At 61.9% G+C, this 14,557-nt stretch carries 8 protein-coding genes; 3 read left to right on the top strand and 5 right to left on the bottom strand.

The genetic code is table 11. From position 1 onward, the window contains the following. Position 1: 1 nt before the first annotated feature. The gene (locus GTP46_RS25675; RefSeq protein ID WP_161009473.1) at positions 2–697 is read right to left on the bottom strand and encodes an RES family NAD+ phosphorylase; all 696 of its coding nucleotides are present in this window, start codon (positions 695–697) and stop codon (positions 2–4) included. Then, positions 698–1,132, bottom strand: coding sequence for an antitoxin Xre-like helix-turn-helix domain-containing protein (locus GTP46_RS25670; RefSeq protein WP_161009472.1), 435 nt, complete (start codon positions 1,130–1,132; stop codon positions 698–700). A 100-nt stretch (positions 1,133–1,232) separates the two neighbouring features. Between GTP46_RS25670 and GTP46_RS25665 the strand changes: the two genes are divergently transcribed. After that, entirely contained in the window at positions 1,233–1,664 is a 432-nt protein-coding gene (locus tag GTP46_RS25665) for a YybH family protein (RefSeq protein ID WP_161009471.1), read from the top strand. On the opposite strand, the gene GTP46_RS25660 is transcribed toward GTP46_RS25665, so the two are convergent. The 3 genes from GTP46_RS25660 to GTP46_RS25650 all read right to left on the bottom strand — a co-directional run bounded on the left by GTP46_RS25660 (position 1,640) and on the right by GTP46_RS25650 (position 5,832). After that, positions 1,640–3,037 carry a hypothetical protein gene (locus GTP46_RS25660; protein WP_161009470.1) on the bottom strand — a complete coding sequence of 466 codons (1,398 nt, stop codon included), beginning with the start codon at positions 3,035–3,037 and terminating at the stop codon, positions 1,640–1,642. The genes GTP46_RS25665 and GTP46_RS25660 overlap by 25 nt on opposite strands. A 72-nt stretch (positions 3,038–3,109) precedes the next feature. Further along, entirely contained in the window at positions 3,110–4,804 is a 1,695-nt protein-coding gene (gene recJ / locus GTP46_RS25655) for a single-stranded-DNA-specific exonuclease RecJ (protein ID WP_161009469.1), read from the bottom strand. After that, complete coding sequence (locus GTP46_RS25650; RefSeq protein ID WP_202414429.1) at positions 4,801–5,832, bottom strand: hypothetical protein; 1,032 nt, start codon at positions 5,830–5,832, stop codon at positions 4,801–4,803. The genes recJ and GTP46_RS25650 overlap by 4 nt, the downstream gene beginning before the upstream one ends. 260 nt (positions 5,833–6,092) lie before the next feature. Here GTP46_RS25650 and GTP46_RS25645 point away from each other — a divergent pair, with 260 nt between their 5' ends. Together GTP46_RS25645 and GTP46_RS25640 are read left to right on the top strand one after the other, a co-directional pair. After that, positions 6,093–13,694 (top strand): SdrD B-like domain-containing protein, encoded by a 7,602-nt coding sequence (locus tag GTP46_RS25645; protein WP_161009467.1) that lies wholly within the window; start codon positions 6,093–6,095, stop codon positions 13,692–13,694. A gap of 29 nt (positions 13,695–13,723) precedes the next feature. Beyond that, complete coding sequence (locus GTP46_RS25640) at positions 13,724–14,488, top strand: PEP-CTERM sorting domain-containing protein (protein WP_161009466.1); 765 nt, start codon at positions 13,724–13,726, stop codon at positions 14,486–14,488. Positions 14,489–14,557: the final 69 nt, after the last annotated feature.

Raw genomic sequence — 14,557 nt, 5'->3', positions numbered from 1 at the left:
ATTAAATAATTTCTATCTTCGGTACAGGGTTACCTTGCCATGTTAACCGATAGACCGCGCCTTTGCGAACATTGCCCACCAGCGCAGGGCGGAAGCAGGCCAGGTTGGTGCCGCCCGCATGCCGCACACTCGGGTAAATCAGGCCCAGCGAGCCGTTGTCCAGCAGCCGTTCGGCCAGCGTTTGCGAAGCGACGTAGCTGTCCGGTGCGAGGCAGGCTTCAAAGTGTGGTTGCTCGCGCAGGTCATGGAAGCTGGCGGTGAAATCAGCCAGCATGCATTGATACTGCACGCTGTCGTCGAAGCGCTTGATTTCCGCGTACTCCACGGCTTTGTGAAAACTGACTTCGGCCAGCGCGGTTTCGGCGTCGAATGCGCAGTACCATGCACCGCGCTGGCCGTCGTTGAAGCGACTTCCCTCAGGACGGGCGTAGGTAAAGGCGGCGTTCACGATGCGGAAGTTCGGCACGCCGAACACCAGTTCATCGACACTGATGCCGGCCGAGCCGCCGTTCTGCGTGCGCAGGCGTGCGTTGGTGGCGTTATCGAGATCGAACAAATCGCGCAGGTGGTCGTCGCTTTCGGCCAGTGGCGACAGCACCGAGTCCTCCAGGTCCGCAAACCGGGAGGGCAGCAAACGGCAGGTGTCGAACTGGCGTAGCGCGGTCAATGGCAGGGAGGGAACAAGGCTGACCGGCACTTACAGTCCTCCGTGGCGAGCGTCCAGCAACTGGCGCACAATCTGCATGGCCAGCAGGCCGCCGCCCAGCATGTAGGCCAGCGGCGTGCGGCCTTCGAAAATTTGATTGGTGTTGGGCAGGCTGACCCATTCATCGGCGAGTTTATCGCCGTAGATGATGTGCAGCGCCTTGTAAATGCCCAGCAGGTAGGAAATGCGCGTGATGCAGTCCACTTCCAGCGTACGCGCGGGATTTTTTTTCCAGTCGTAGTAGGTGCTGTTGGACAGGCCGCCGAGCAGTTGGCGTGCGTCTTCGTCGCGTACCTTCCAGGTGGCAGCCAGCTTGAAAAAGCCCTTGAGGGCGGATTGGGACAGGCGCTCGCGCTCCGCCTTGGCGTTCAGGTCCACCATGACGGTTGGTTCGAAGCGGCTGCGGGGGTAAGCGTAATTGAGCATAAGTCCTCCAGTAATGGATTGTTTATACTCCGTTTTCGGATTAAATGCAAATGGTGTTAGTATTTCTTCACTCTAAAACAGGGAGGTGGCGATGAAATGGATGGCTTTTCCGTTGGCCGCATTGCTGGCCGCAGGGGCGCATGCAGCGCCGGTTTTCACGGGAATTCAGGAGGAAGTTGCCAACGTGGAGCGGGCGTTTGCCGCCACCATGAAGGCGCGTGACCATGCAGCTTTCGTCAGTTTCTTGTCGGACGAGGCGGTGTTCAGCGGCGGCACGCAACCGCTGCGCGGCAAGCAGGCGGTGGCCGACGAGTGGAAAAAGTTCTTCGCCAAGCCAGCCGCGCCGTTTGTGTGGGAGCCGGATGAGGTGGAGGTGCTGGCCTCCGGCACGCTGGCCAAGACTTCCGGCCCGGTCTACGGTCCGGATGGCAAGCTGATCGCACGCTTCAATTCCGTCTGGCGGCTGGAAGCGCCCAAGTCCTGGCGCATCGTCTTTGATGGCGGTACTCAGGTGTGCGACTGCAATAAATAGTCTCTCAGCAGGTCGCGTTTGACGTCCGACACTTCCGGGATCGTCTTTTCCTCGGTCAGCATGCCCATCACATACTTCAATATCTGGGTCGAGCTAACGACACGTTGCTCATTCGACGCGCGCGCCAAGATGCCATTGTTGTAGCCGATTTCGGTGTCACTGACGCTGTCCTCGCTGATGCGCTTGAAGTAGTAGTTTTGCGATTCACGGCTATTGTCCAGCGCCAACCGCGTATCTGCCGACAGCGGCTCGTGGAAGCTCGCTTCCATATGCGCGTGCTGTTTCTGCGAGATCGAGCGGTTACCGTCGCCGTGATCGCTGAAGCTGGTGTCCTGCGACACTTGATATGAAAATGTGTCCACTTCATTCTGTCGCATCGGATTGGAGGCGACCGGCGTGTCGCTCATCGAAGCACTGAAGTCGGGCAGTCCTGCCAGTAGGGCATGATCGGTTGCCGTCAGATTGACGGGGCGTTTGGAAATAGTGACGGTTTCCGGCGCTTCACCGATCATCTGTGTGAACGCGGCCTTGAAAGTGTCGAGCGTCCCGGCGTTGGCATGACCATGAATGCCTGCTGCGTCAAACTGCTTCAGGTAGGCATCGATGCCGGCCTTGCGCTGCTGGGCATTGCCGATAAAGGCCAATTGACTCAGGTCGACAGCAACGTTGACATTGGCGTCTTGCCCTTCGCTATGGAAAGAGCGCGCCGTATCATCGGCATGAAAGGTCTGCGTTTGCACCGCCATGCCGCCGCGCTGGAATTTCGCCTCCAGGTCAATCGATGAGAGCAGGGTGTGGTCGTATTGGAGCAAGCCGCTGAAATCGAGTTTGGACGAGTCCGCCATGCCGTCTATCGCTTTCTGGAAGCCGTCAGCAAGTCTGGACAAGGCGGCGCGTTCTGCGACGTTGAGTTTGCCGTTGCTGCTGATTTGCAGCGCCAGGCTGTCGCCGCTGCTCTCCAGTTTGACTTTTACCTTGGTATTGTCGGCCATCGTCACGTTCAACGTGATTTGATATGTGGTTAGCGCAGCGCCCGCTATATCGGCATTTGATCGCGATACCGACTGTGAAAAGTCGCCGGGATCGCCGCCCAGGCGTTGCAGCGCGGCGGCGCCCAAGCCGTCAAAACGATTGAAAAGGGAAGAAGATGTATAGTTGACCGTCATCAGCGAGGTGATCGGATCGCTGGATTTGGTTTTCCAGATTAGCGGACTGGGCAAGTGCGGCTGCATGCTTTGCAGGCTGCCGCCAACTGCGGCCGCCGCTGACTGGGGTGCGGGATCTTCAGTGGCGGGAACAGCTAATTGCTCCCGCACCTCTGTCACTGGCAGCACTGGAATAACTCGATTGCTTAAGGACGATATGATGGACATGGGCGGGAGTCTACCGGTTAGCGCTACTGATAGTAGCGTCATAACCTGTACTAATATTAAATCCCGCAATGTCTAGGCCGGTTCGGCGTGCTCCACCAGTAGCTGTACTTTGGTGACGCCGTTGTACTCGTTGGCGTCGAGGCGGAAGGCGACGCGCGCGCGGTCGCCCAGCGAATCGACATGGCCGAACCAGATGGCGTCGTAGCGGGCGCCGTTTTTTTCCAGCAGCAGCTTGAGGTGGCGCTCTTTCAAAATACGCTGGCTCACCACGCGGAATTCATCGCAAAACACTGGCGGCGCAAAGCCCTGGCCCCATACCTGGCCATCCATCTCCTGGATGAAAGCGGTGGTGTAGTAGGCGTCTTCCAGCGGGCCGTCGGTTTCGATGACGCGTTCCAGCTGCTGCTTGCTGAGCCATGAGCGGCCGACTTCTTCAAATGCTGCGGCGAACGCATCGAAGGCTTCGGCACGCAAGGTCAGGCCGGCCGCCATGGCGTGGCCGCCGAATTTGTCGATCAGCGACGGCGCTTTTTTGTAGACCAGGTCCAGCGCGTCGCGCAGGTGGAAGCCGGGAATCGAACGCCCGGAGCCCTTGATCCAGCCATCCGCGCCGGGCGCGAAGGTGATGGTCGGGCGGTAGAACTTTTCCTTCAGGCGCGAGGCTACGATGCCAATCACGCCCTGGTGCCATGACTCGTCAAATACGCAAATCGTGCTGCTTTCGGCCGGCTCGAAGGCGTCCAGGTGCAGCAGGGCCGTGTCCTGCATGTCGGCTTCGATTTCTCGGCGTTTCAAATTGATGTCGTTGAGCTGCTGCGCCAGCTGCCATGCACGGCCTTCGTCGTCGGTAATCAGGCATTCGATCCCGAGCGACATGTCTTCCAGCCGGCCGGCCGCATTCAGGCGCGGGCCCAGTGCGAAACCGAGATCGAAGGGATTGGCGTTGCGCGGCTCGCGTCCGGCCACGCGGAACAGCGCCGCCACGCCGGCGTGCATGCGGCCCGCGCGCATGCGCTTCAGGCCTTGCGCCACCAGGATGCGATTGTTGGCGTCGAGCCGCACCACGTCGGCCACGGTGCCCAGCGCGACCAGGTCGAGCAGGTTGTCCAGTTTCGGCTGCGGCTGGGTTTCATACGCGCCGCGCTTGCGCAGCTCGGCGCGTAGGGCCAGCAGCACGTAGAACATCACGCCCACGCCGGCAATGTGCTTGCTCGGGAAGCCGCATTCCGGCTGATTCGGATTAACGATCACGCGGGCGGCGGGCAGGGTATCGGCAGGGAGGTGGTGGTCAGTCACCACCACTTCGATGCCGCGCTTGTTGGCCTCGGCCACGCCATCGATGCTGGCGATGCCGTTATCGACGGTGATGATGATGTCCGGCTGTTTTTCGCGCGCCGTCAGTTCAACGATTTCTGGTGTCAGGCCGTAGCCGTACTCGAAGCGGTTCGGCACGATGAAGTCGATATTCGCACCCATCGCACGCAGGCCGCGCAGGGCCACGGCGCAGGCGGTGGCGCCGTCGCAGTCGTAGTCGGCCACGATCACCATGCGCTTGTTGGCGGCAATGGCGTCGGCCAGGAACACGGCGGCGGCGTCGATGTGCAGCAGGCCCGATGGCGGAATCATGGCCGCCAGCTCGCTCGACAGCTCTTTGGGATCGGTCAGCCCGCGTGACGCGTACAGGCGTGCCAGCACAGGATGGACGCCGTTCTGGCGCAGCATTTCGGATTCGCGGAACGGGCAGGGGCGGGTGGCGATACGGGTCATGATTGCTTCAACAGGGGATTCAGGGTTGGCTTGCGCCAGAATTTGCGTTGCGCGCTGGCGCTGCTGGACACCGTGGTCCAGCCGCTGCGGTGGCTCAGCACCAGCTTCACACGCGGAATGCGGCCGGCTTTTAGTGCTGCCAGCAGTGGTGTAAACCACTGCAGCTCCAGGCGCTGCATGCGTGCCAGCCAGTCGGACCAGTCGCCTACCTGCGCCGGGGCGATCAGGTCGCCCAGCATGGCGGCGCCCGGTTGGGCGATCAGCTGCTCTACCGTCGCCGGCTGGGCCGCCAGCGCCTGCATCCATTCGGTGCCGCCGGCAATCGCTAGCTGGCTGGTCGGTGCAGCGGGACCGGCGCCACCCCAAAGCCAGCAGGAATTCACCGGCTGCAGGCCGCTTGCCTGGCGTGCCTCGTTGACTGGGTGTTCGTGCCACAGCATCTGGATTTCATTTTGCAGCTTGCGGAACTCACGTGCGTGTTCGCCTTCGGGCAGCCAGTCGCTCATGCTCTGGGTGACGGTAGCGTCGGGCGTGGCGGTACGCAGGCCGGACCAGTCGTTAGCGCGCAGAAACCACAGGCCGGGCGCGCCGTGCAGCAGCGGTTTGCCGATTTCCTCGCAATACGGACGCGCCAGCTCATACAAGCTGCGCGATTCGGCCTCGCTCAGCTGCAATCCACGCAGGTCGGACAGCAGCATATGGGTACGCGAAATATGGACGTGGGCCGGCTGCAGCATGAACCAGTGGCCCTCAGCCGCCTCAGCCTGCAAACCGCAGCCGCGCATGACAGCGGTGGCCAGCGGCGCTGCGGTGTCCGGCCGATCCGGCGCGCTGGCCAGGCCGAGCGCGTGCGCCAGCCAGCTTTCATGCGGCAGGGCGCAGCTGTCGTTGTCGAAAGTCTTGTATTGCAAGCCACTGTGGCGGGTCAGCAACGAGGCCAGCGCCGGCATGTTGAGGGCGCGGATCAGGTCGTTACCGAGTTCGGAAGGTGGCAAAGCGAAAGGCAGTACGAGGGAAATATCGGTCATAGCGAGATTGTAGGCCATACCGCCATAGCGCGAGATAATTCTTTATGGAAACAATAATTGTGAAAATACCACATCAATGAAAATATTTTTAATTATTGTAAGTAAATGTTAGCTATAATTGCGACAACTAACATGCTTTAAAGATACTACTCCAGCTCCCGTAGTGTTTCTCTGTTGTACCAGCCACTGTCTACCCAAACAGCGTAGCAGCCGTGCCGGCCCGAATCATAAATCCAAAAAATAAACCTTGAAGGCCCAGTATGAGCGCTATTAACCTTGCTACCAGTATTCACATTTATGAGGATACTTACGGTACTTTCGACATCCGCGATATCCTGATTGCCGCCGGCCATGATCCCAGCACTGCGGGGTTGAAGATCGCCTCCATGTCGGTCGTACTGCCGGACAAGACTATCGCCACCACGGATACGCCCTTGTTCGGCAAGGTCGACGCGGACACGATTTATGTCAATCCGGGAGCTTGGGCAACTAACTATAACGGCCAGTTTGCCACGTTCGAATTCGTGCTGGAGAGCGCTACCGGCGCCACCAATACCATCTCGCTGAGCCTGCAGGTGATCGTCGATCCGGTCAATGATGCGCCGATCGCCGCCAATAAAACCTTCAACCTCACCAACGGCACCCCGGTGTTGCTGGCCAAAAGCGATTTCGGCTTTGTGGATCCGGTCGAGCATGATGCGTTCAAGTCGGTCATCATCACCTCCCTGCCTCCTTCTGGCCAACTGCTCCTGAATGGCGTGGCCGTAGCCGTGGGGACGGAGATTTCGACGATCGATATTGACGCGGGCAAGCTGGCGTACCAGCCGAGCCAAACCACCTCGGGCAGTTTTGACGTCGGCTTCAAGGTGCGCGACAACGGCGGACTGGTCGGTACCGGCGCAGCTGACACCAGCGTCACCCCGAATTACCTGACCTTCAAAGTGCCGCAAGCCCACCTCGGCGATTTCGTCTGGGAAGACACCAACGGCAACGGCGTGCAGGATAGCGGCGAGGCCGGCATGGCCGGCGTGACCGTGGTGCTGAAAGACACTGGCGGCCACGTGATCGCCAGCACCACCACCGACGCCAGCGGCAAATACCACTTCGATGTCGATGGCGGCAACTACGTCGTCAGCGTGCAGGCACCGGCTGGCTACGCCGCCGCACCGCAAGGCCAAGGCAGCAACGGCACCACCGACAGCGATATCGACGGCAGCGGCAATACCAGCACCATCGTGCTGACCCCGGGCCAGACCAATAACGACGTTGATGCTGGCCTGTATCGTCCAGTTTCGCTGGGTGACACCGTCTGGTACGACACCAACCGCAACGGCGTGCAGGACAGCGGCGAAGCCGGCGTGGCTGGCGTAAAAGTCACGCTGCTGGACGCAGCAGGCAATCCGGTGGCCGGCGCCACCGCCACCACCGACGCCAGCGGCCACTACCAGTTCAGCGGCCTGAAGCCAGGCACCTACAGCGTGCAGTTCGACAAGACCACGCTGCCGGCCAACTTCTACTTCACCAACGCCTTGCAAGGCGGCGACGTCGCCAAGGATTCGGATGCGGACGTCAACACCGGCAAGACTGGCCAAGTGACGCTCAATTCCGGCGAAACCAACCAGACGCTGGACGCCGGTATCGTCGTCAAGCAAGCCACCATCGGCGACCGCGTGTGGGAAGACAGCAACGGCAACGGCGTGCAGGATAGCGGCGAGCAGGGTATCGACGGCGCCACCGTGCAGTTGAAAGACAGCGCAGGCCACGTGGTCGGCACTGTGGTCACCCACGACGGCGGCCAGTACAGCTTCACCGTGGATCCGGGCACCTATTCGGTTTCCGTCACCGCGCCTAGCGGCTACGTGGCGACCGGCACTGCCCAAGGCGGCAATGGCGCCACCGACAGCGATGTCGACGCCAGCGGCAACACCGGCGCCATCGTGCTGACTGCAGGCCAAGCCAACAACGACGTCGATGCCGGTTTCTACAAACCAGTCTCGCTGGGCGATAAAGTCTGGTACGACACCAATCGCAACGGCGTGCAGGACAGCGGCGAAGCCGGCGTGGCTGGCGTCAAAGTCACGCTGCTGGATGCGGCCGGTAATCCGGTGGCTGGCGCGACCGCCACCACCGACGCCAGTGGCAACTACAGCTTCACCGGCCTGAAACCAGGCACCTACAGCGTGCAGTTCGACAAAACCACGCTGCCAGCTGGCTACGACTTCACCAGCACCGGCCAAGGCACCACCGCCACCGACTCGGACGCCAACAGCACCACCGGCAAGACCGGCAGCGTGACGCTGGCTTCGGGCGGCAGCAACTACGACCTCGACGCTGGTATCGTCATCAAGCAAGCCACGCTGGGCGACCGCGTGTGGGAAGACAGCAACGGCAACGGCGTGCAAGATAGCGGCGAGCAGGGCATCGACGGCGCCACCGTCCAGTTGAAAGATAGCGCTGGCCACGTGGTCGGCACCGTGGCTACCCACGACGGCGGCCAGTACAGTTTTACCGTCGACCCAGGCACTTACTCGGTTTCCGTGACCGCACCTACCGGCTACGTTGCGACTGGCGCAGGCCAAGGCGGCAACAGCGCGACCGATAGCGACGTGGGCGCTAGCGGCAACACCGGCGCCATCGTGCTGACGCCGGGCCAGGTCAATAACGACGTCGATGCCGGCTTCTACAAACCGGTCTCGCTGGGCGATAAAGTCTGGTACGACACCAACCGCAATGGCGTGCAGGACAGCGGCGAAGCCGGTGTGGCTGGCGTTAAAGTGGTGCTGCTGGACGCCAGCGGCAACCCGACCGGCGCCACCGCTACCACCGACGCCAGCGGCAACTACAGCTTCACCGGTCTGAAGCCAGGCACCTACAGCGTGCAGTTTGACAAAACCTCGCTGCCGGCCAACTACGATTTCACCAGCACCGGCCAAGGCACCACCGCCACCGATTCGGACGCCAACACCACCACCGGCAAGACCGGCAGCGTGACGTTGGCCTCGGGCGGCAGCAACTACGACCTCGACGCCGGTATCATCATCAAGCAAGCCACGGTGGGCGATCGCGTGTGGGAAGACAGCAACGGCAACGGCGTGCAGGATAGTGGCGAGCAGGGCATCGACGGCGCGACCGTGCAGCTGAAAGACAGCGCTGGTCACGTGGTCGGCACCGTGGTTACCCACGACGGCGGCCAGTACAGCTTCACCGTCGATCCGGGCACCTACTCGGTTTCCGTCACTGCGCCTAGCGGCTACGTGGCGACCGGCACTGCCCAAGGCGGCAATGGCGCCACCGACAGCGATGTCGACGCCAGCGGCAACACCGGCGCCATCGTGCTGACTGCAGGCCAAGTCAACAACGACGTCGATGCCGGTTTCTACAAACCAGTCTCGCTGGGCGATAAGGTCTGGTACGACACCAACCGCAACGGCGTGCAAGATAGCGGCGAAGCCGGCGTGGCTGGCGTCAAAGTCACCCTGCTGGATGCGGCCGGTAATCCGGTGGCCGGCGCCACCGCCACCACCGACGCCAGTGGCAACTACAGCTTCACCGGCCTGAAACCAGGCACCTACAGCGTGCAGTTCGACAAAACCACGCTGCCTGCCGGCTATGACTTCACCAGCACCGGTCAAGGCACGACCGCCACCGATTCGGACGCCAACACCACTACCGGCAAGACCGGCAGCGTGACGCTGGCTTCGGGCGGCAGCAACTATGACCTCGACGCCGGTATCATCGTCAAGCAAGCCACGCTGGGCGACCGCGTGTGGGAAGACACCAATGGCAACGGCATCCAGGATAGCGGCGAGCAGGGCATCGACGGCGCGACCGTGCAGCTGAAAGATAGCGCTGGCCACGTGGTCGGCACCGTGGTTACCCACGATGGCGGCCAGTACAGCTTCACTGTCGATCCAGGCACTTACTCGGTCTCCGTCACTGCACCTACCGGCTACGTTGCGACTGGCGCAGGCCAGGGCGGCAACAGCGCGACCGACAGCGACGTCGATGCCAGCGGCAACACCGGCGCCATCGTGCTGACCGCAGGCCAGGTCAATAAAGACGTGGATGCAGGCTTCTACAAGCCGGTCTCGCTGGGCGATAAAGTCTGGTACGACACCAACCGCAACGGCGTGCAGGACAGCGGCGAAGCCGGCGTGGCCGGCGTTAAAGTGGTGCTGCTGGACGCCAGCGGCAACCCGACCGGCGCCACCGCCACTACTGACGCCAGCGGCAACTACAGCTTCACCGGACTGAAGCCGGGCACCTACAGCGTGCAGTTCGACAAAACCTCGCTGCCAGCCAACTACGACTTCACCAGCACCGGCCAAGGCACCACCGCCACCGATTCGGACGCCAACACCACCACCGGCAAGACCGGCGGCGTGACGCTGGCCTCGGGCGGCAGCAACTACGACCTCGACGCCGGTATCATCATCAAGCAAGCCACGGTGGGTGACCGCGTGTGGGAAGACACCAACGGCAACGGCATCCAGGATAGCGGCGAAGCCGGCATCGTCGGCGTCAAGGTCGATCTGAAGGATGAGAGCGGCAACATCGTCAAGACCACCACCACCGGCACCGATGGCAAGTACAGCTTCACCGTCGATCCAGGTAAATACTCGATCTCGGTGACCGCGCCGACCGGCATGACCGCCACCGGCCAGCACAGCGGCGCCGATGGCGTGGACAGCGATGTCAACGCCTCTGGCCAGAGCGACCTCGTCACGCTGGCCCCGGGCCAAACCAATAACGATGTCGACGCCGGCTTCTACAAAGCCGTCACGCTGGGCGACAAAGTCTGGTACGACAGCAACCGTAACGGCGTGCAGGATAGCGGTGAAACCGGCGTCGCCGGCGTCAAGGTGATTCTGCTGGACGCCGCCGGCAATCCGACCGGCGCCACCGCCACCACCGATGCCAGCGGCAACTACAGCTTCACCAACCTCAAGCCGGGCACTTACAGCGTGCAGTTCGATAAAACTTCGCTGCCGGCCAACTACGTGTTCACCACGGCCGACGTCGGCACCAACGACGCCAAGGATTCGGACGCCAATGTCACCAGCGGCAAGACCGCCAGCGTGACGCTGGCTTCGGGTGCGGTCAATAACGACCTCGATGCCGGCATCGTAGTCGTGCAAGCCAAGCTGGGCGACACCGTCTGGGAAGACAAGAACGCCAACGGCGTGCAGGATGCGGGCGAAAGCGGCATCGCTGGTGTGACCGTACAGCTGAAGAACGCGGCCGGCACCGTGGTGCAGACCACCACCACCGGCGCCGACGGCAAGTACAGCTTCACCGCTGATCCGGGCAACTACACCGTGTCGGTGACCGCGCCGTCCGGCTACCTCTTTACCGGCAAGGACGTCGGCAGCGACGATACCGTCGACAGCGATTTCGGCAGCACCGGCCAGAGCAACAGCGTGGTGCTGGCCTCGGGCGATAACAACACCACTGTTGACGCCGGCCTGTACAAGCTGGCCTCGGTCGGCGACCGCGTCTGGCTGGACGCCAACAACAACGGTACCCAGGACAGCGGCGAGAGCGGCGTCTCCGGTGTGAAAGTGAAACTGCTGGACGCGGCCGGCAACCAGGTGGGCGCCACCGCCACCACCGACGCCAGCGGCAACTACCTGTTCAGCAACCTCAAGCCTGGTGCCTACACCGTGGTGTTCGATAAGTCGTCGCTGCCGGAAGGCGTGGCCTTCACCACCGCCAACGCCGGCAGCAATGTCGCCGTTGACTCGGACGTCAGCGCCACCGGCGTGTCGAAAACCTTCACCCTGACCTCGGGCCAGATCGACAAGACCGTGGACGCCGGCGTGCTGGCGGCCGCCACCATCGGCGACCGCGTGTGGATCGACAAGAACGGCAACGGCATCCAGGACGACGGCGAAGCCGGCAAGTCGGGCGTGACTGTGGAACTGAAGGACAGCACTGGCAAGGTCATCAAGACCACCACTACCGACGCCAGCGGCAACTACAAGTTCTCGGTGGAGGCTGGTACCTACGCGGTCAATGTCAAGGCGCCTAGCGGCTACTACACCACCACCAAGAACGTTGGAACCGACGACGCTAAGGACAGCGATGCCGACAGCAGCGGCAGCCTGGGCAGCGTCACCGTCAAGGCCGGCCAGAACGTCACCAATATGGACGCTGGCCTGTACCAGAAAGCCGAAATCGGCGACAAGGTCTGGTATGACCTCAATGGCGACGGCATCCAGCAATCCGGCGAAGGCGGTGTATGCGGCGTCAAAGTCACGCTGTACAACGAGAAGGGCGTGGCGATTGCCACCGACACCACCGACTCCAGCGGCCTGTACTCGTTCACCGGCCTGGCGCCGGGCAAGTACTCGGTCAAGTTCAGCGGCGTAGACGGCTACCAGTTCACCAAGCAGGGTGTGGGCGGCGACGCCACCAAGGACAGCGATGGCGACCTCACCGGCGCCAGCGCGCAGTTCTCGGTCACCTCCGGCCAGGTCGACAAGACCCACGACGCCGGTCTCATCAAGCTGGGTAGCATTGGCGACCGCGTGTGGGAAGACAGCAACTACAACGGCGTGCAGGACAGCGGCGAGAAGGGCGTGGACGGCGTGACCGTCAAGCTGTATGACGCTGCCAGCGGCGCGCTGAAAGCCACAACCGTCACCCATGACGGCGGCCAGTATTTGTTCGACAACCTGGCGGTAGGTAACTACAAGGTGGAAGTGGTGAACAGCAGCGGCTGGTACTTCACCAAAACCGGCCAGGGCACCGACGCCACCGATTCGGATGTGTCGAGCACCACCGGCAAGACCGGCAGCATCGCGCTGGGCATCGGCCAGGACATCACCACCGTCGACGCCGGCATCTACCGCAAGGCCACCCTGGGCGACAAGGTTTGGCGCGACGCCAACCACAGCGGCGTGCAGGATGCGGGCGAAGAGGGCATCGGCGGCATCAGTGTGTCGCTGTACGATTCGGTCACCGGCAAACAAGTGGGCTCGACCATCAAAACCGACGCCAGCGGCAACTACAAGTTCGTCGACCTGAACCCAGGTACTTACTATCTGCAGTTCGACAAGACGGACGTGAAGGTGTACTTCTCCTCGGACAAGGCCACCTACAACATGAACAACTGGAAGTGGGGTGTGAAGAATACCGGCACCAACGATGCCATCGATTCGGACGTGAAGGGCGACGGCAAGGACCTGACCAACATCACCAAGACCGACACCATCACGCTCACCTCGGGCAAGAACGATATGTCGTGGGATGCGGCCATCACGCCGATCGCTATCGACCTGAACGGCGATGGCATCCACACTATCGCCCGTGAAGACATGAAAGGCAGCTTCGACCTGCTGGGCACCGGCAAGGCCATCCAGACCGGCTGGCTGTCCAAGGGCGACGGCTTCCTGGCCATCGACAGCAACGGCAACGGCAAGATCGACAGCATCAATGAACTGTTCGGTGGTGTCAGCAAGGGCGCCGGCTTTGCCAAGCTGGCCACGTACGACAGCAATGGCGACGGCGTGATCGACGCCAAGGATGTGGACTTCACCAAGTTGGTGATCTGGCAAGACGCCAACAGCGACGGCAAGACCGACGCCGGCGAGCTGATCAGCCTAGCGCAGGCCGGCATCACCAGCCTGAAGGTGGCGCATACCGAGTTGCCGTTCCTCGATGAAAACAACAACCTGCACCTGGAGCGCAGCAGCGTCACGCTGAGCAACGGCAAGGCAGCGGACATGACCGACGTCTACTTCGACGTCGCCGGGTCCGACGCGGCAGCGGCCGGCATCACCACGCCGTCCTTCGCTGAACTGATGCAGCAAACCCCAGCAGTACAGTTGGTGGGCCAGTGCCCGGCAGTACACGTTTAATTTAGCTACCTTTACCAGAGAAAAAAATCATGAAAATCAAATTCGCACTGAAAACCGCCGCACTCGCCGCCGCCTTGGCCTTCTCCACCGCCAGCCACGCTGATATCGGCTACGAGTCGAAGGACTTTGGCTTGGTGTTCGACAACGGCGGCTCCATGCTGCACCCCAGCGGCGGCGCCCAGTTCGTCGAGACCTATAACGTGAAAGATAGCTCGCTGGCGGCCTCGATCCTGGCGTTCTGCATCCAGCCGACCGTGGAGCAGGGCTTCGGCACCGTCTACACCCAGCAGGCAGCTGTCACCAGCCTGTCGTCGCTGTTCAGTGACACCGTGGGCAGCACGACCGTGGCGCACCGTGGCGACCGCGTCCAGGCGCTGTTCGAGCAAAATTACGCTGGCCTGAGCGGCAACAGCAGCAGCGCCAGCACCGCCCGTCTAGGCTTTGCGCTGGCGCTGTGGGACCTGGTGGTCGACGACGCCAACCTGAGCGCAGGTCAGCAAGCCTTCACCTCCGGCGCGATTGCGTTCAACACGGTAGGCGGCGCCCCGATCGCCCTGGCCACCGCACAGACTATGCTGGACAACACCATCGGCGCGACCCTCACCGGCGCCTATAAATACACCGAGTTCACCGGCAAGATCGGTACCGGCTCGACCGCTATTAATTCGCAAAATCTGCTGAGCGTATCGTCCGTACCGGAAGCCGATACCTGGGCCATGATGGCGGTCGGCTTGGGCCTGATCGGCTTCATGAACCGCCGCAAATCCGACAAGAGCGAGAAATTCGCCGCTTAAGCAGGCTTTAGGCCCCTAGCCGCGCCCGCAGCAGAGCTGCCCGGCGCGGCTTTTTTATGGCACACTGCG

The organism is Duganella flavida, assembly GCF_009857445.1.
Taxonomy (GTDB): Bacteria; Pseudomonadota; Gammaproteobacteria; order Burkholderiales; family Burkholderiaceae_D; genus Rugamonas; species Rugamonas flavida.
Note: the sequence above shows the minus strand (reverse complement) of the source record. Positions and strands in the feature narration are given on the sequence as shown.